General features: G+C 41.3%; 18 protein-coding genes. All 18 read right to left on the reverse strand.

Annotation, left to right across the window (positions count from 1 at the left end; genetic code table 11):
• Positions 1–177: 177 nt before the first annotated feature.
• The 18 genes from IGJ28_RS11810 to ligA all read right to left on the reverse strand — a co-directional run bounded on the left by IGJ28_RS11810 (position 178) and on the right by ligA (position 19,036).
• A complete protein-coding gene (locus IGJ28_RS11810) occupies positions 178–912 on the reverse strand; it encodes a metallophosphoesterase family protein (RefSeq protein ID WP_138371996.1) in 735 nt (244 codons plus the stop codon).
• A gap of 268 nt (positions 913–1,180) precedes the next feature.
• A complete protein-coding gene (locus IGJ28_RS11815; RefSeq protein WP_103299805.1) occupies positions 1,181–1,552 on the reverse strand; it encodes a VOC family protein in 372 nt (123 codons plus the stop codon).
• 5 nt (positions 1,553–1,557) lie between these two features.
• The gene (locus IGJ28_RS11820; RefSeq protein ID WP_005471385.1) at positions 1,558–1,977 is read right to left on the reverse strand and encodes a DUF1149 family protein; all 420 of its coding nucleotides are present in this window, start codon (positions 1,975–1,977) and stop codon (positions 1,558–1,560) included.
• 210 nt (positions 1,978–2,187) lie between these two features.
• The gene (locus IGJ28_RS11825) at positions 2,188–3,231 is read right to left on the reverse strand and encodes a SepM family pheromone-processing serine protease (RefSeq protein ID WP_021149767.1); all 1,044 of its coding nucleotides are present in this window, start codon (positions 3,229–3,231) and stop codon (positions 2,188–2,190) included.
• Positions 3,221–3,715 carry a pantetheine-phosphate adenylyltransferase gene (gene coaD / locus IGJ28_RS11830; protein WP_003126473.1) on the reverse strand — a complete coding sequence of 165 codons (495 nt, stop codon included), beginning with the start codon at positions 3,713–3,715 and terminating at the stop codon, positions 3,221–3,223. Before coaD ends, IGJ28_RS11825 begins: the two co-directional genes overlap by 11 nt.
• A 1-nt stretch (position 3,716) precedes the next feature.
• Entirely contained in the window at positions 3,717–4,271 is a 555-nt protein-coding gene (gene rsmD / locus IGJ28_RS11835; RefSeq protein WP_252711922.1) for a 16S rRNA (guanine(966)-N(2))-methyltransferase RsmD, read from the reverse strand.
• A gap of 101 nt (positions 4,272–4,372) precedes the next feature.
• On the reverse strand, positions 4,373–4,720 hold the full coding sequence (locus IGJ28_RS11840) for a YlbG family protein (RefSeq protein ID WP_003126468.1): 348 nt from the start codon (positions 4,718–4,720) through the stop codon (positions 4,373–4,375).
• On the reverse strand, positions 4,692–5,135 hold the full coding sequence (locus IGJ28_RS11845; protein WP_003126467.1) for a YlbF family regulator: 444 nt from the start codon (positions 5,133–5,135) through the stop codon (positions 4,692–4,694). Before IGJ28_RS11845 ends, IGJ28_RS11840 begins: the two co-directional genes overlap by 29 nt.
• Positions 5,125–6,255, reverse strand: a complete 1,131-nt coding sequence (locus IGJ28_RS11850; RefSeq protein ID WP_003126457.1) for a CAP-associated domain-containing protein — start codon at positions 6,253–6,255, stop codon at positions 5,125–5,127. Before IGJ28_RS11850 ends, IGJ28_RS11845 begins: the two co-directional genes overlap by 11 nt.
• A 16-nt stretch (positions 6,256–6,271) precedes the next feature.
• Positions 6,272–9,700, reverse strand: coding sequence for a pyruvate carboxylase (locus IGJ28_RS11855; RefSeq protein ID WP_252711921.1), 3,429 nt, complete (start codon positions 9,698–9,700; stop codon positions 6,272–6,274).
• 21 nt (positions 9,701–9,721) lie between these two features.
• A complete protein-coding gene (locus IGJ28_RS11860; RefSeq protein WP_003126454.1) occupies positions 9,722–10,885 on the reverse strand; it encodes an FtsW/RodA/SpoVE family cell cycle protein in 1,164 nt (387 codons plus the stop codon).
• A gap of 2 nt (positions 10,886–10,887) precedes the next feature.
• Entirely contained in the window at positions 10,888–11,187 is a 300-nt protein-coding gene (locus IGJ28_RS11865; protein WP_003126453.1) for a YlaN family protein, read from the reverse strand.
• A gap of 376 nt (positions 11,188–11,563) precedes the next feature.
• Positions 11,564–12,598, reverse strand: a complete 1,035-nt coding sequence (locus tag IGJ28_RS11870) for a diacylglycerol kinase (protein WP_003126452.1) — start codon at positions 12,596–12,598, stop codon at positions 11,564–11,566.
• A 10-nt stretch (positions 12,599–12,608) separates the two neighbouring features.
• A complete protein-coding gene (gatB, locus tag IGJ28_RS11875) occupies positions 12,609–14,039 on the reverse strand; it encodes an Asp-tRNA(Asn)/Glu-tRNA(Gln) amidotransferase subunit GatB (RefSeq protein ID WP_252711920.1) in 1,431 nt (476 codons plus the stop codon).
• Positions 14,036–15,508, reverse strand: coding sequence for an Asp-tRNA(Asn)/Glu-tRNA(Gln) amidotransferase subunit GatA (gene gatA, locus IGJ28_RS11880; RefSeq protein WP_252711919.1), 1,473 nt, complete (start codon positions 15,506–15,508; stop codon positions 14,036–14,038). Before gatA ends, gatB begins: the two co-directional genes overlap by 4 nt.
• Positions 15,508–15,813: an Asp-tRNA(Asn)/Glu-tRNA(Gln) amidotransferase subunit GatC gene (gene gatC / locus IGJ28_RS11885; protein ID WP_003126448.1), complete on the reverse strand. Its 306-nt coding sequence runs from the start codon at positions 15,811–15,813 to the stop codon at positions 15,508–15,510. The genes gatA and gatC overlap by 1 nt, the downstream gene beginning before the upstream one ends.
• Positions 15,814–15,918: 105 nt before the next feature.
• Complete coding sequence (locus IGJ28_RS11890) at positions 15,919–17,016, reverse strand: CamS family sex pheromone protein (RefSeq protein WP_005471372.1); 1,098 nt, start codon at positions 17,014–17,016, stop codon at positions 15,919–15,921.
• Positions 17,006–19,036, reverse strand: a complete 2,031-nt coding sequence (gene ligA / locus IGJ28_RS11895; RefSeq protein WP_252711918.1) for an NAD-dependent DNA ligase LigA — start codon at positions 19,034–19,036, stop codon at positions 17,006–17,008. The genes IGJ28_RS11890 and ligA overlap by 11 nt, the downstream gene beginning before the upstream one ends.
• Positions 19,037–19,040: the final 4 nt, after the last annotated feature.

Consider the following 19,040-nt stretch of genomic DNA (forward strand, 5'->3'; position numbering starts at 1 on the left):
TCTTCAACGTCCTCGAAAGCCTTAGTTATTACCAAGCATGGATGTTTCCTTTTTACTATGCGGATCCATCTTAACTAATCTGTTTGGAAATAGTTTGTATACCCTATCTTTTTCCAAGGACCTTTAGACCCAATAGTCATAATGACACATAGATTCCTCTATGATTAGAAGAGTTTTTTAAAAGTCTGGATGCCAAGGGCCAGTTAAATTTTGGTATTCAATATCTTGTACAATGCCGTCTTCATCAAAAATCACGCCGTGAACAGAACCACCAAAAACTGCCCCTCCATCGATACCAATCTTATTATCATGAAACCATAAATCCGTTGTTTCCATGTCACCATGAAGCATGGGTGTGATGGTATGCCCAAAGACGATTGTTTTTCCCGTATGATTTTCTCCAGTATGAAATGGCTCTCGGATCCAGATAAAATCATGGTCAGAAGTATCCTGCCAATGCCTCTTGGTCAAATCAACACCAGCATGAACAAAAAGATATTTTTGCCATTCATAAGAAAGCGGCCTTGCCATCAAAAACGCCACTAAGTCACGGTAGCGACTCCGGATCATTAATGCAATCTCAGTTGGCGAGTACTCTTCTGTTGCTCCCGGATGTAAAAGACTTTCCATCGTCTCCTTGCCTCCATTGCGGACATAAGCGGAATACCAGTCTTCTGGTGCGTTCAAAAATTGCAGAAAATATTCTTCATGGTTCCCGCGCAAATAAATCGCTCCTGTCTCTTCCACCAATTGTTTACCCAACAAGAGACACTCTTTACTTCGTGGCCCTCGATCATTCAAGTCCCCAATCAGAACAAGCTGATGCAGTGATGGATCGTAATCCAATAAAAGTTTTTTAAAAAGATCATACATCCCGTGGATATCACTAATGACGTAAATGAGTTTTTTCATTTGGGTTCATCCCCTTCTTTAAATTATTATAAAAAAGCCAGCGAAACTTTACAACTGTTAGCCCTTTCCTTATAATAAAACCAACTAAAGGAGCGAGAAGATGAATTGGCTGCATCAACAATGGATCCATTTTAAAAAAGACATGCGAGAAGCTTTTGATACAGGAGCTATCGCTGCACATGGTAAGAAATAGTTTGAATTTTGAACGTTAATTGATTGAATAAAAAAAAGAGAATTCTCCAGTTAAGTACTGGGAATTCTCTTTTTTTTATTTTCCAGAAACAGCAAAGTAATTACCATCTGGATCTGCAAAATTAAAGACCATTCGTTCTTCCATCTGGATCAGGTCGCCAACTTCTACATTTGTATCTAGTAATTTCTTGTAAAGCGTTGTGATATCTTCTGAAAAAAACATGATCGATGGTGAGTTCAATGCTACTTCAGGAGAATGGGCTTCAATAAAGCCTTTATCATAAAGCACAAAACGAGCATCTGATTCTCTGCTTGGTGCTATTTCAACGACAGAAGTCCCATCTGCCGTTTGCTCATCAATGATTTCAAATCCCAATGATTGCCAAAACGCAACGGATTTGGGCACGTCCTCTACATATAACATGATCTGCATTTGATTCGCAAACATATCTCTCACTCCTCTGTTGTTGATGATTCTGATGTTTCTGAGGCTTCATTTGACGTATTGAAATTCAATTGCAGACCTGGTTTGTCGGTAATGATTTCTGTTACTTCATAGGTTAAGCGTTTGATAATATCAAACAGCGGCTCCACTAAGCGGTCTGTCTCCGCTTTGCTTAAGTCTTCACCTGAACGGACTTGCCGGTTCAAGATGTGGTTGACCTGCCCTACCCGACCGGACAGCACATATTCAGGAAAAACGAGTTGAAATTCCAAGCGGGCGCCAATAATACTATTTTGTTTCATATACTCTTCATCTTGTACCTTCAACGGGGCAAAGCCAACATTCAATTTGGTTTCCATTTCTTTGTCTTTAGGCTTCATATCGAAATGATAAGCTTCGACGATTGGTTGTTGTCGTTTGATTTCCACAGTCTTCACACTCCTTGATTAAAAGTATAGCATACCGATGACATCCAGCCTACCTTCATTAAAAAAATCCAGACAAAAAGAAGCAAGATCTCCTCCATGCTAGAAAACTTGTTCCGTCGTTACAATTGGATCGTTAGGATACAATCTTGACTTGATAAATTGTTTTTCTATCTGATGGGTTCTTGCTTCTATTTCGTTAAGTAAAATTTTTTATTTAAGCGTTTTGAGATAATCTAGTGCGTCTTGCACATTTGAGACTGGTACAATCTTCATGTCAGTCCCTAGTTTCTTCGCAGCTGCTAAAGCTTCTTGATAATTTGTTTTGATCGAAGGATCAACTTCTTTTTCTTCCTTCGTGATTTCATCCTCTGGTGCAAAAAAGATTTCTACACCACTTTCACTTGCGCTTGCTACTTTTTTATCGATACCACCAATGCGGCCAACGGTTCCGTCACTGGAAATCGTTCCAGTACCGGCAATATTATGCCCTTTACGCAGGTTTTGCTGCGTCAATTGTTCGTAGATTTCTAATGTGAACATCAAGCCTGCTGATGGCCCACCGATATTTCCTGCATCAATAACAATATCTTGATCTGAACTAATTTCCGTATGGTCAACTAACGAAATGCCGATGCCGGCTTTTTTATTCGATGGCAATTCAATCAGCGATCCGGTTGCTTCTTTTTCTACATCATCTTGGAGATACGTCACTTGGATCTTATCACCGACTTTTTGACTTTGAACATAATCAATAAAATCTTGACTGTTGTCAAATCGTTTTCCATTGACAGCTACTACTGTATCACCAACAGAAATTTTTCCTTTGAAGCTAGAGTTGGATTCTACACCCATAACATAAACACCTTTATAGTTCATTGTGTAGGGAATATCTGCTAGCTTCAGTGCTTGCTCAATGGCACTATTTTGAGAGGATTCCATGTAGTAACGTTGGATCCGATTGTACTCTTCATCCGTTGCACCGCCAAAAAGTTCTTCTTCAGAAACCAAGTCTTGAAATTGATTAAATTTACTGCCAATTGCCGTAAAAACGGTTGCCTGCCGAATACCGACACTGGTCAATGAAAACGAGCCATCGTTTTGATCTTTTTGGTCATTGACTGTAATTAGTTCTTTCAAATTGATCGTTGCCCCAGGCTGTTCAATATAATAAGGGATTGGTAAAAAGGCACAGGCGGCAACTACTAATGCTGCAACAAGTAATAAGGTATATTTAACGGTTGATTTAAGATTCATGAGCATCACGCTTCTTTACGATTGCTTGGTAAATATTTGGTGGTAAATAGGCTTCCACATCGCCACCGAAATGCAAGATTTCTTTTAGCAAACTTGAACTAATATAACTGTATTTGGCATTTGCCAATAAAAAGACTGTTTCGAGCGTCGGATCTAAGTGGTGATTCATTTCCATGATATCTCGTTCGTACTCATAATCCTTGACACTCCGAATTCCTCGCAGTAAAAATTGGGCACCCATTTTTTTGGCAGCCGTAACGGTCAATTCCGTCTCTTGCGCAACAACGCGAACATTCGGGACATGCGCTAGTGCCTCAGTGATCAATTCCACTTTTTCGCCACCGGTAAAGAAGTTGACTTTACTAGTATTCACAAAGACACCAATGATCAATTCATCAAAAAGGGAAGCTCCCCGTTCGATCAGATCTACGTGACCAGCAGTCAATGGGTCGAAACTGCCCGGAAATAATGCTATTCTCTTCATCTTATCCCTCATTTCTATAAATCGTGACTGCCGTAATCCCATAAACCTGCCGTCTACTTTGGACCAATGTGCCAATCCTCTCTGGCAAATCCACTTCTTTTGCTGTTTCGCAAACAATGACCGCATGAGTTGCCATAAGATCCGCTTGTACCATTTGTTCCAGCTGCAAAACCAGCTCTTGCTTCGCATAAGGAGGATCCAAAAAAATATAGTCGAACTGCTGTTGAGTGCCCACAAAGTCTTTTAGGGCTTGTTTGGCATCCATTTTTAAAACAGTAAACTTTTCGGGCTCCTTTGTGATGCCAACATTTTCTCGAATAATCTTAATCGCTGGATAACTGCGATCGACACAGATGGCATGTGCGGCGCCGCGAGAAACAGCTTCAATAGCTAATCCGCCACTGCCCGCAAATAAATCCAATACTAAGCCGCCATCTAAATAAGGACCAATCATATTAAAAATCGATTCTTTCACTTTATCGGTGGTTGGCCGGGTATTATCCCCGCTTAAGCTCTTCAATTTTCTTCCTCGATAATCTCCTGCAACAACACGCATATGCGTTCCTCCAAAGGTTCCATAATTTCTTAAAAAAGTATTCCAGTGACCGTCATCTTTTTGAGCAACAAAAATGGGTGCGATTGGCACCCAAACTTTTGTTATACATTTTCTGCCAGTCGAATCGTCGTATTTTTTTCTTCCACATCAAATCCATCATCACTCACTTGGTATGCTGCGTCAGTGCCGATTTTTTCCGCAAAATTCATCTCAACATCTGGTCGATATGAAGGTTCCACTTGCCGTACGAAATGAAATTGTTCGATTTTATTTTTTTTCATTTCATAGTCTTCTTCATTCAAGTACATGACCACATATTTCATTTTGCGTGACACATAATGGACAAATCCGAATCTGCGTAAATTTTTTAATTGGCGTAAACTATAGACCCATACGATCAGTCCCCGTCGTTTTTGGATCTCAAACGTTTCTTTCGTCTCCTCTTGCATGACAACTTCCTCCACATGTTGATTTCGATTGAAAAAAAGGACTTCCAGCGTCCACTTTGACTTCCTCTGAGAAACAATCAGCAATCGACACTGTGATCTCATCAAGCAAGACTTGCAGCTGGTTTTCACTGTGTCGAAATTCTCCGACTTGAGGATTCAAATCAAGTGCCCTTTTGGCTTTGCGTAATGCCCGCTGCTGTTCTTTATACCCGGGAGCAAACGTGCCATAAGCAGCTATTTTTTCAAAATCGGTCTTTTTATGTACAAATGAATCAATTAATCCCAATACTTCTTGGTCTTGGTACATCGCCTTCTTGTTGTAACAATAAGAGCGAAACAACTGACTATTCTTGATACTGGAAATTAATTGTTCAATTTGGTCTTCAATTGCATATAAATGGTCATTATAAATCATCTGATGTGCTATCCTCTGTGTGTTCATTCTCATCTTCTTGGATTAAGACTACCATATTTGCTTTAGAAAAAGCAATTCCTATCTTCTCAGGGGTTTGATTCGATAAAACATTGTAAACCGAAGGATCACTATACCATGATAAAATCGTAAATGTCGGATCGTAGACAGGTGCTTCAAAGATGGAAGAAACGGTTGAAATTTCCTTTTCCTTTAAAATATCCTGCCATTCTTCTTGGGTCAGAGTGAAGGTGCTGGTTCGTTCTGCTGTCAATGCTTTTTGATAGGCATGAATCCGTTGAGATGTTAAGTGATCCGAAAGATTCTCCGTGATTTCTTGAAGGAGATCTTTGGCTTCACTATGAGTATCTAAAGCCATTCCAAAACTTTCCAGCTCTTTTTGATCACGCATTTTTTGGATGATCACAAAAGCTAACGTTTCTTTTTCAAGAGCAGCTGTTTCTTGGTTCACTGTTTGAGACTCTTGAAACAGCGGCAGCTCCCCTTCTGTTAATTGATAAGGAGACAGCTTCAATAATGTCGTTTGATCCAGATAAGTGACTGCTGCTAATTCCGATGTCTTTTGATCAAAAAACAAAACCGCGAAAGTGCCATTGTCAAACGCCACTAAGGGACGATAGTTCATATCTTGTTCCATAAGTTCAAAACTCACTGAACGATCATTTTGACTCAATGTAAAATTCGGATAGATCATCGTAAGCTCTGTAAGATCTGTCATTGTCATCCCAATCGAAAATGGGGCTAAGGATGCGCCGCCCTGGCCAATCACTTTGATTGCCTGAACACTTTCGCCGTCGGTGTTGATTTCGAGATATTGTTGATCATCTAGGTGATTATATACGCGAACTTCAAAGTCATATCCTGTGCGATACGTGCGTATCGGCGAGCCAAAATCTTCTTCAAAATCAGAAAGAGGTTCACCGATCGCTTTTGCTAAGCCATCTGCTTTGATTGGTTCATAATTCAAATTGGTAGGCGCTTTTACAGGATTATCAAAAAGAGGTCTTGAAGGAGAAACCCGCTGAAAAAATACTGGCTGCAGATAGACGACGACCAGCGCCAAAATAAACAAGCAGCAAAATAAAATTCCTCTACGTTTCATCTTCAAGACCTACTTCCTACTTCTCTTTGATTTCGATCAGCAAATCACCTGATGTGATGGCTTCTCCTTCTGCAACATAGACGTGTTCTACCACACCTGAGAAACGAGCTTCGATCGCTGTTTCCATCTTCATCGCTTCAGTTACTAGAACGGTTTGTCCTTTCGCTACCCGATCCCCTTTTTTGACTAATACTTGTAGAACAGAACCTGACATCGTTGCACCAATTTGTTCTTTATTTGTTGGCTCAGCTTTGCGTTTTGTTTGAACGGAGCTGATGATCGAATAATCTTTGACTAAGATCTCCCGACGTTGTCCATTCAAGTTAAAGAACAACGTGCGGTTGCCTTCAATATCTGGTTCGCCGATTTCATCCAAGCGGATGATCAAGATTTTCCCTTTTTCAAGTTCAACATTGATCGTTTCACCTAATCGCATCCCATTAAAGAATGTTGGTGTATCTAGGACCTTGACGTCGGCAAACTGTTCATATGCTTTTCGGTAGTCTAAAAAGACTTGCGGATACATCAAATAGCTCAATACTTCTTCTGTTTTAGGCTGGTAGCCGATCTTTTCTGCTAATTCGGCTTTGACTTTTTCAAAATCTACTGGTTCAGCAAACGCACCAGGACGTTCTGTGAATGCTGGCCGACCTTTCAGAATGATCCGTTGTAATTCTTTTGGAAAACCGCCGACTGGTTGACCTAGTTCACCTTGGAAGAAAGTAACGACTGATTCTGGAAAACTTAAGGTTTCACCTTTATCATAAATGTCTTGTTCAGATAACCCGTTTTGTACCATGAAAAGAGCCATATCGCCAACCACTTTTGATGATGGCGTGACTTTGACGATATCACCGAACATCATATTGACTTCATGATAAACTTCTTTGATTTCGTCCCATTTTTCCCCAAGTCCCACTGCTTTTGCTTGTTGTTGCAGGTTCGAATATTGACCACCAGGCATCTCGTGTTTATACACTTCTGTCTGAGGAGCATTCAACCCATTCTCGAAAGGATGGTAATACATACGAACATCTTCCCAGTAATGATTCAACTGCTGGATATTATCGACATTAATTTCTGGACAACGTTCGCCGTTGACTAACGCATAGTAAAGGCTACTCATACTTGGCTGGCTAGTTGCTCCACTGACTGCAGACATAGCAACATCGACAATATCGACACCCGCTTTGGTTGCGGCAGAGTAAGTGATGATGCCATTGCCACTTGTGTCGTGGGTGTGCAGATGAATTGGTACATCAATACTCGCTTTCAGTTCACTGATCAAGCGATACGCCGCTTGTGGTTTCAGCAATCCTGCCATATCCTTGATCGCAATGATATGTGCACCAAGATTTTGCAACTCCTTGGCCATATCCTTATAATAATCGATCGAGTATTTTTGACGAGTCGGATCATTAATATCTCCGGTATAACAGATCGCTGCTTCTGCAATTTTGCCTGCGTCCCTTACTGCTTGGATGCTTTTTTCCATTTGCGGAACCCAGTTCAAGCTATCAAAAATTCGGAAGACATCGATTCCTTGCGCAGCAGATTCTTTGATAAATTCTTCTAACACATTATCTGGATAATTTGAATATCCCACCGCATTTGATCCTCGAAACAGCATTTGTAACAATGTGTTCGGCATTTTCTTACGAAACATACGCAGCCGTTCCCATGGATCTTCTGTCAAGAAACGGTAAGCAACATCAAACGTTGCTCCGCCCCACATTTCACTGGAGAATAGTTGAGGAATCCCCTCTTCTGTCAACGCAGCGATCTTCTTGAAGTCCTGGGTGCGAACTCGTGTAGCCAGCAAGCTTTGATGCGCATCACGGAAAGTCGTATCCGTTAGTAAAACATTTTTTTGCTGATTGATCCAACGAATGACACCATCAGCACCTTGAGTATCTAAAATGGTTTTAGCCGATACGAAATCAGGCAATGTCTCGATCTGTTGCGGGATTCTTGGATCATTATAAAATGGTTTTTTCTGTTTCTCGATTCCCGGAAAGCCATTGATCGTAATCTCACCGATATATTTCATTGTTTTATTTCCGCGGTCGCGAATGCGAGGAAACTCAAACAATTCAGGAGTATTATCAATAAATGTCGTTTTCGCTTCGCCAGAACGAAATTGCGGATGAGAAACAACATTACGCATAAAGAGAATATTGGTTTTGACTCCACGAACCCGAAATTCTTTCAAGCAGCGCATCATTTTTTGAATCGCTTGATCAAATGTCGCTGCATGGGTACAAACTTTTACCAGCAATGAATCAAAATAGGGAGTTACAACGGCGCCAGCATAGGCATTACCAACATCTAGCCGAACGCCAAAACCACCAGGTGAACGATAAGTATCGATTTTTCCAGTATCAGGCATAAAGTTATTGGCAGGATCTTCTGTCGTTACACGACACTGGATCGCAACCCCTTCAAAGTGGATATCCTTTTGTTGCGGGATACCGATTTCTTTGTGCAAGTCTTTCCCTTGAGCAATCAAAATTTGTGTCGTTACAATGTCCAAGTTAGTGATCATTTCAGTAATGGTATGCTCTACTTGAACCCGAGGATTCACTTCGATAAAGTAAAAATTGTCTCCTTCTACCAAAAACTCTACGGTTCCCGCATTGATATACCCGACATGTTTCATCAACTGTACCGCAGCTTGACAAATTTTTTCTCGTTGGGCAGCATTCATTGATACACATGGAGCGACTTCCACCACTTTTTGGTGTCGACGTTGGACAGAACAATCTCTTTCAAATAGATGGACAACATTGCCATGACTGTCCCCTAATATTTGCACTTCGATATGTTTTGGATTACTGATGTATTTCTCTACATAGACTTCATCACTACCAAATGCCGCTTTCGCTTCGCTTTTCGCTCGTTCGTAACCTTCTCGGGCTTCTTTCTCATCGTGAGCGACCCGCATGCCGCGGCCACCACCGCCTAAGGCTGCTTTGATCATGATTGGATAACCATGGGTTTCAGCAAACAGCAAAACGTCATCAATAGTGTTGACGGGTCCGTCGGAACCTGGAATGGATTGGATACCAGCCTCGATTGCAGCTGTTTTGGCTTTGATTTTATCGCCAAAGATATCCAGATGGTGTGTCGAAGGTCCAATAAAAATCAAGCCTTCTTCTTCACAGCGTTGCGCAAACGCTAAATTCTCGGATAAAAATCCGTAACCGGGATGAATCGCTTCGGCACCGGCCTTTTTCGCGGTGCGAATAATATCTTCTATGTCCAGATAGGCTTCAATGGGGCGCTTGCCTTTTCCGACAAGATACGCTTCATCCGCTTTAAAACGATGGACTGAATATTCATCTTCTGCAGCGTAGATCCCCACTGTTTTGATGCCCAACTCTGCACACGCACGGAAAACTCGAATCGCGATTTCTCCACGATTAGCGACTAATACTTTTTTCATCATACCACTCCATTCCATTGATCAATAATTCAAACTATATTGTTTCCTCTTTTCTTCTGCACTAATGTTCAAAATAAAGCCGATACAAATCGACAACATTAACAAACTTGATCCTCCTTGACTCAAAAAAGGAAAAGTGATCCCCGTTAACGGAATCAAGCCGGTGATCCCACCTAAATTAATAAAGATCTGTGACATAAATAATGTCCCGATCCCAATACACATCATGGAATTAAAGGAATCTCTTGATCGAATGCCAATCAAAAACATTCTTCCTACCATATAAAAGAGAATCCCTAACAAAACGATTGATGGAATCAAGCCAAGTTCTTCCATCACGATTGAAAAAATATAATCGGTATGGGCTTCATTCAAGAAGCCTCGTTTTTGAATACTATTTCCTAATCCGCGACCAAATAATCCGCCATTGAACATGGCATAATATCCATTGACCATTTGATGTCCTGTATCAAATTCATCGGCAAAAGGATTGGTGAAAGCGGCAAATCGATTGTAGATATATTCAGGCAGAAATTTCCCACCTGTCAAATTGACAAAAGTAATCGCCAAAAAACTAAAGAGAACTGTGGCCCCACCTAATATCAAGGTATACACATAGTTTAATCCGCTAGCCAGCAAAACCACAAAAGCCAGCATGAAAATAATAACAGCGTTCCCGAAATCGGGATAGAAGGCCAAAATCACTGTATAAGCCAATACGATCGCCATTGGTCTTCTCACAGAACCCCAGAAGTCTTGCTGGATGCCCTCTTGGCGATAAGAGAATGTGACCGACAAGAACCAAATGATAATAAACTTTAAGTACTCCGCTGGCTGAACAGAGAATCCTGCAATCGAGAGCCAGCCCCATGCACCATTCCTTTTTTGGAAGAAAAAGGCGGCAATCAAAAGAAAGAAAATAACGATCATGGCAATTTGGACAAATTTCTTATTGCGAAAGACATCAGTTTTCATCTTGTACATGATCGTGATCATAATCAAACTTACCACCCAAAAAACGGCTTGATTGATCACATAAGCTGCTGAAGTAGTCGGTGGCTTTGCTGTCATTGCGACATATGAGGTCGAACTGTAAACCATCATCAAACCAGTTACGCATAAAATAAGGTAAGGTATTAAAATGCTATAGTCTAAAAGGTGTCTTTTTTTAACTTTTTCTGGCAAGATTATGCCTCCTTGCCGATTTCAGTAGATTTTTGTTCTTCATATACTTCGCTATACAATTGATTTAGGTCTTTTTCCAGATCTGCCATCAATTGTTGGCCAGCAGCATTGTCTACAATACCCAAGCGTGTTGCGAAAGCGACTTGTCGTGATAAGCCATACATTTGTGTGTCAACGACTTCCTCGAATGCTTTACACTGAGCAATACACAAACTATTTTCTTGATTGCGAATCAATCGTTTGATTCGTTCGGCATCCTCTAAAAGCAGATTCAATGCCATTTCTGAATCAATCTGCGCCATTCTGGTCCCCCCATTTCTTAGTTTCATTATTATAGCATATTCTATACCGATTTGGCACAGTAGGATGTCATAAATTCAACCGCAAATAACGAACATAAATTTTTTTTTGCTAACAAAAAAAGCGAATTATCGACTGATATAAAAAAAAGAAGTATTTTCATTCGTTTTTTTCTATTTCATTGGGTTCCGCTTTGCTTTGTAAATCGTGAAACACGAACCAATTGTGAAACATTCTTTGCGATTCTCTTAATAAGGAAAAAGATAAAAGATTGATCCAGCAGCCTTTATTGAAAAAAAAGAAGTGGAATTGTCCACATGTTCTTTTTTCCTTTCAAAAAAAGAACAGGAAGCGCACCGCTTCATGTTCTTTTGATTACTACTGTTTCTGCTTTTCACCGATAAAGCCATCACCGTTGATGTCCTCATCTGATAACCGTTCGACTTCTTTGATGAATCCCTGACTAAGTTCTTCGTAAGATTCCCCAACAACTGCGTCATCTGGAATTTGATCTAGGTTAGCAAAAAATTCAATATGATTATGCAAGTTGGTAAAGATCATCGGGGCATCGCCGCCGTATTCACCATCTAAATTGATCATCAAACGATCTTTTGCATCTGGCGCATCGACTTCTAAACGAGACGTTTTTGTATAGATCAAGCGTCGGTCATTGATATGTTTGCCACCGTTCATCATCAATGCAATCAGATGAACGATCTCAAAAATATTTGCCGTTTTCACTATGATCAGCGAAAATTTCCCATCGTCAAGTTTCGCATCCGGGGCGATTTGTTCAAAACCTCCCACTGAATTCGTCAATCCTAGGAAGAACATCGAAGCGCCGCCAATATATTCTCCATCGTCATATTTAAAGTGCATCTTGATTGGTTTGACTCGCGGCAACAATTCTGCGCCTTTTGCAAGATATGCCAAATAACCGAACACACTCTTCAACTCTGAAGGAACATCATAGGTCAACTCAGTCAGGTGTCCACCTGCAGCGATATTGATAAAATAATCCCGATCAGTTTTTCCAATATCCATTTTGATCGTTTGTTCCTTGAGAATGACTTCTGCAGCAGCCTTCACATCGTTTCTAGGAATCTTCAATGCACGAGCATAATCATTGGTTGTTCCGCCTGGGATGATCGCCATTTTGGGGCGCTTTTTTAGCGGAGCGATACCATTAACTACCTCATTAATGGTTCCGTCGCCTCCGGCTGCAACAACCAGATCAAATCCGGCTCTCCCTGCCCTACTCGCTTCATCGCGAGCAGAGAATGGGAGAGCAGTCGTCGCAAAAGCACTGGCTTCATAACCGGCTTTCTCTAAGACTTCTAATATATCGGCAAGATGTTTACGAATCAGTTCTTTTCCTGATGTTGGATTATAAATGACTCTGGCTCTTTTCATATTCCGCCTCTTATCGTTTTGCTAATTCTTCTTGAAGTAATTTGTTCACAACGCCAGGGTTCGCTTGTCCTTTAGTTGCTTTCATGATTTGACCAACTAAGAACCCAACTGCTCGGTCTTTTCCGTTCTTGAAGTCATCAACAGATTGTTGATTCTTATCTAAGACTTCATTGATCATTGGCAGAAGTTGTGCTGGATCGGATAGTTGGATCAATCCTTTCGCTTTGACAACTTCTTTGGCATCGCCGCCATTGGTGATCAATTCTTTAAAGACTTTTTTCGCAATCTTAGAACTGATCGTTCCATCAGCAATCAGTTGGATCATTCCTGCAAGATTATCCGGCGTTAATTTGGTTACTTCTAATTCCAATTTTTCACTGTTCAAGTAGGCCGAAACTTCACCCATCAACCAGTTTGATGCTTGTTTTGGTTCTGCCCCAGCATCGATGGTTGCTTCAAAGAAGTCGGACATTTCTTTGGTCAGTGTCAAGACCATTGCGTCATATTCTGGCAATCCAAGTTCGTTGATGTACCGTTGGCGGCGTTTTTGTGGAAGTTCTGGCAATGTTTGCCGTACTCGTTCGATCCATTCGTCATCGATAACAAATTTAGGAATATCTGGTTCTGGGAAATAACGGTAATCAGATGATCCTTCTTTGACCCGCATCAAGATTGTCTTATTAGTGGTTTCATCAAAACGACGTGTTTCTTGTTGGATCTCACCGCCAGAAAGCAATACTTTTGCTTGGCGTTTTTCTTCGAAAGCCAAGCCTTTTTTGACAAAGGACATAGAGTTTAGGTTTTTCAATTCGGTTTTGGTACCAAAAGCTTCTTGACCATAAGGACGTAAAGAGATATTGGCATCACAACGCATGGATCCTTCTTCCATCTTCACATCAGATACTTCTGTAAATTGGATGATAGAGCGCAAAGCTTCCAAATAAGCATAGGCTTCTTCTGGCGAGCGCATATCTGCTTCAGAAACGATCTCGATCAACGGCGTGCCCTGACGATTTAAATCCACATAGGAATAGCCGCCGATGCCATGCATATTTTTCCCAGCATCTTCTTCAAGATGAACCCGCTCAATACGGATTTTTTTCTTTTTGCCTGCTACTTCGATCTCGATCCAACCATCATGACCGATTGGTTGGTCAAATTGAGAAATTTGATAGGCTTTCGGATTATCCGGATAGAAATAGTTTTTGCGGTCGAAATGAGTATCTTTGGAAATTTCACAGTTTAACGCTAGTGCTGCTTTCATCCCAAATTCTAACGCGGCTTTATTCATCACCGGTAATACCCCTGGATAACCCCAGTCAATCACATTCGTATTGCTATTTGGCTCGGCACCAAAATGTGCTGGCGCCGGTGAAAAGATTTTTGAGTTGGTTTTTAATTCTACGTGGACTTCAAGCCCAATGACTGTTTCGAAGTTCATGCGTTATTCCCTCCTAAAATCACTGGTTTTTTCGTATGAAAATCAGTTGCTTGTTCAAACGCATAAGCCGCTTGATACATCGTTGTTTCATCAAAATGTTTACCAATGATTTGCAAACCGACTGGTAATCCTTCAGAAAATCCTGCTGGTACAGACATACCTGGCAATCCAGCCAAATTGACTGGAATCGTTAAGATATCATTCATGTACATTGTGATTGGATCATTGATATTTTCACCTAGTCCAAAAGCAACGGTTGGAGATGCAGGACCAATAATCAAATCGTAATCTGCAAATACTTTGTCAAAATCTTGTTTGATCAATGTACGGACTTGTCCAGCCTTTTTGAAGTAAGCATCATAATATCCAGCACTTAATGAGAATGTCCCTAACATGATCCGGCGTTTTACTTCTTCTCCGAATCCTTCACTACGAGAATTGACATACACATCGTCTAGATTTTTTACGTTTTCTGAACGGTAGCCATAACGGATTCCGTCAAAACGTTGCAAGTTAGAGCTTGCTTCAGAAGAGGCAATAATATAATAAACGGAAACGCCATATTTAGAATGAGGCAAGCTGACTTCTTCGACTGTTGCTCCTAATGCTCGGAATGTTTCTGCCGCTTTCAACACAGCTTCACGGACACCAGGTTGAATCCCCTCACCCATATATTCTTTTGGCAGCGCAACTTTCATACCTTTGATATCGCCAATTAACCCTGCAGCAAAATCTGGTACTGCTACTCCAGCAGAAGTGCTGTCTTTGGCGTCAAATCCACTAATGGCAGACAATGCCAGTGCATTATCTTTTACTGAACGAGTCATTGGTCCGATTTGATCCAATGAAGAAGCAAACGCAATCAGACCAAAACGTGAAACACGACCATATGTTGGTTTCATTCCTACGATTCCATTGAAAGAAGCAGGCTGCCGGATCGAACCACCTGTGTCACTCCCTAATGAGACTGGTACTTGCCCAGCAGCTACTGCAGCTGCAGAACCACCAGAAGAACCGCCAGGAACTTTGGTATGATCCCACGCATTCTTTGTTTTTTTGAAGTAAGAAGTTTCCGTACTTGCTCCCATGGCAAATTCATCCATGTTCAATTTACCGACTGGTATCATGTCTGCTTGGTAGACTTTTTCCATCACAGTTGCATCATATATTGGTTCAAAGTTAGCCAAGATCTTAGATGCAGCTGTAGTCAGTAGGTCTTTGGTCACGATATTGTCTTTGATCCCAATCGGAATCCCTGCCAAAACATTGCTTTCAGAAATACCCTTCTCATCAATTGCTTTGGCTAATGCCATCGCGTTTGACTCGTTCAATGTAATAAAAGAATCCACTTTTGGTTCAGTCGCTTTGATTTGCTCGAATGTCTCTGCTGTCAAATCGACAGCTGAAATTTCTTTGGAAACAAGCATGCCATGGAGCTCTTCCAAACTTTTACTTACTAATTCTGTCATTACGCACCGGCCTCCCCATTATCAATAATTGCTGGTACTTTAATGAAACCATCTTCTGATTCCGGCACATTACGCATCAATTCTTGTCGGTTCCAGCCTTCTGCTGCGATATCTTCACGCATCACATTGATTGTTTCAGCAACGTTTGATGTAAATGGCACACCTTCTGTGTCTACTTCCTCTAAGGTTTCTACCATATCAATAATTTTTCCTAGCTGAGAGGTAAACTCATGTAATTCATCATCTGAGAATGATAATTTTGCTAGCTTGGCAACGTGTTTGACTTGTTCTTCGCTTATCGCCATAAAATCCTCCTCTTTCTCGCATCCATAAAAATACGTTTACGTTTTTCCAATGTATTGTATCACTTTTCCAGCAAATCATGAAATACATTTTGAAAATTATCATACTTAATTGAAAATGTAGGTCTCAATTTTTTCTGCTCCATCTTTACGGGCAATAAAAGCTTGCTGTTTCCCTAGAGAGCCAACTTGGACTTCGATCTCGCCAGGAACTCCTTTGAAGACAGATTCCACTTGCTTTGCGCTATACTGAACAAAACTGGTGATCTCGGTTTTACTGTAATAATTCGACTCGACTTTCAAAACAAGTTTTTGGAGTTGATCATCTACGTAATACGCATTGCCGGTCACACCACTCAAGTCAGGAAAGAAACTAATGACAGCATCACGAAATGTTTTGAACTTATTATCCAAACCATCATCGGTGGCAGCATTGGTGACCCCCGCAGCTACAGGTAAAATAATGTGGGCCTCTGCTACTTTCTCATACTGATCGATAGTTGTTCCTCCATCTTGGCTGACTGCTTGATAAACATAATTGCCTCCGGCGATATCATCTTTAGCAGCTTGTTCGAATAAACCGATCACGATAGGTACAGTCTCCAACCCTTTGATTTTTCTTACTTGTGTCAAAACAGCATTGACTGTCTTCCGCGCGTTTGCCATCCACTCATCACGAGAGATAGAAATGGTCTCGTCGCTGCCATAGTAGACGGTATTAAAGGCAAAGCCTAAACTAATACCTGCCAATGTTTTGCCGTCTTCTTTAATAAAATCTTGCTCCATCAATTGTTGAAAAATAAGCGGCTGATCTGAACCGGCAGGGTTAAGACCTTGCGGGTTATCATCAGAGACACGTTTCAGCCAATTCTTGATCGTATCAGCAGGAATTTTTTGACCTTCTTGAAAGTAGCACGTATCGACAGAAAAAGTCTGCTTGGACAGCCTCAGCAAGCCATTCTCAAAATTGGTTTGATTGAACCCGCTGTTCATTTGCTCTGCATTCAATCCTCTAGCAGCACTCGGTTGGTACTTGCCGTCTGTCATGACTGCCTGATAGACTGAATTATCGACACGGCCAGTGGTAATATTACCGCTGGCCGTCTCTTCACCTTCGTTGATATTCGTGATTCCTTTGTTGAGATTGCCGCAACCTGACAAAAAGCTTAACGACATCGCGACGATCAAGAAGTGTTTAATCTTCATGGTTATGGCTCCCTTCAATCGCTGCCACCATTTGATTCTCTTCCCAAACTGTAATGCCCAAGCTTTGCGCTTTCGTCAATTTACTACCAGCCTCTTCTCCCGCTACGACGATATCTGTTTTCTTTGAGACACTTCCCGTCACTTTTCCGCCAAGGTTCTCAATTCTTTCCTTTGCTTCTTCCCGAGTGAAATGAGTCAACTTTCCTGTTAAGACAACTGTCTTACCTTTAAAGGGTGAGTCAATAGCCGAGAGCTCCTCATTTTTTAAACCAAGGTAATCAAAATTGACCCCTGCTTTCTCCAACTCATCTAAAAGATCATGGACTTCTTCGTTGTTGAAATAAGTGACAACACTATCCGCGATGGTTTGCCCAATCGTTTCTAAAGAAACGATCTCCGACTCATCCGCTTTGCTTAGATTACGCAGATTGCGATAATGTTCCGCAAGAATTCTTGCTGCTTTAGATCCGACATGGCGAATCCCTAAGCCAAATATCAAACGCTCAACAGAATTTTCTTTACTGGCTTCGATTGCTGACAAGATATTGTTTGCCGATTTTTCTTTGATTTTGTCTAATGTCAACAATTGTTCTTCCGTCAAATAATATAGGTCTGCAACATCAGCAACTAAGTGCTTTTCATACATTTGTTCAAGAACTCGTGGGCCTAACCCTTCAATGTTCATAGCATTTCGGGAAACAAAATGACTCAATCCTTCTTTCATTTGTGCAGGACACTTCGGATTGATGCAGCGCAGTGCCACCTCTTCATCTAAATGGACCAATTCACTGTCGCAAATGGGACAATGGATAGGAATCGGATAGGGCTCACTGGCTTTTGACCGCTTATCCGTCAATACGTTGGCAACTTCTGGAATGATGTCTCCTGCTTTATAGATAATCACAGAGTCATTCAAGCGAATATCTTTGGCGCGAATATAATCGACATTATGCAGGCTGGCACGACTTACTGTTGTACCAGCTACTCGAACCGGCGTCATGACCGCTGTTGGTGTCACAACACCTGTGCGTCCAACTGTCCATTCAATATCTTCAATGGTCGTTTCTGCTTCTTCGGGTGGAAATTTATAAGCTGCCGCCCACCGAGGAGCTTTAACCGTAAATCCTAGTGTATCTTGATCGGAGAAGTCATTGACTTTGATGACAACGCCATCGATTTCATAAGGCAGCTCACTGCGTTTTTCGTGAAATTCTTCGATATACGCCCAAACTTCATCGATCGTTCGGCACAAACGCCGTTCATGATTTGTCCGGAAACCCAAACTGTCTAATTCATCAAGCGCTGAGAATTGATCGTGTGCCTCGATAGGACCGAAATCTGCCAGAGTATATAAGAATGTGCTCAAATTACGGCTGGCAGCAATCCGTGTATCCAGTTGCCGCAAGCTTCCTGCTGCGGCATTTCGAGGATTGGCAAATACCTCTAAGCCCTCTTCTTCCCGTACTTGATTCAAACGGATGAAAGAAGCTTTAGGCATGTAACATTCGCCTCGGACTTCTAATGAAACAGGTTCTTTCAATTTTAATGGAATTGACTTGACTGTCTTCAAGTTTTCCGTAATATTCTCGCCGACTGTTCCGTCACCCCGTGTTGCACCACGCACAAACCGTCCATTCTCATATTTCAAAGAGATTGATAGCCCATCGATCTTCAATTCACAGACATAATCAACGGCACGACCTAGCGCTTTTTGGACTCGCGCATCAAAAGCGATGATTTCTTCTTTATCAAACACATCATTCAAACTGTACAGAGGAATATCATGGATGACCTTTTCAAATCCAGGCAGAACGATTCCACCCACTCGCTGAGTAGGAGAATCTTCTGTGACCAGCTGCGGGTAATCCGTTTCTAATTGAACAAGTTCTTTATAAAGTCGATCATAGACGTAATCTTCGACAGACGGCTGATCCTTCACATAATACTCATAGGCATATTGATTCAAAGTGGTTCTTAATTCTTCCGCTCGTTGTTGAACTTCAGTTGATGGCACAGCCATTTCG

It is taken from the genome of Enterococcus sp. AZ091 (genome assembly GCF_051714805.1).
GTDB lineage: Bacteria > Bacillota > Bacilli > Lactobacillales > Enterococcaceae > Enterococcus_D > Enterococcus_D gallinarum.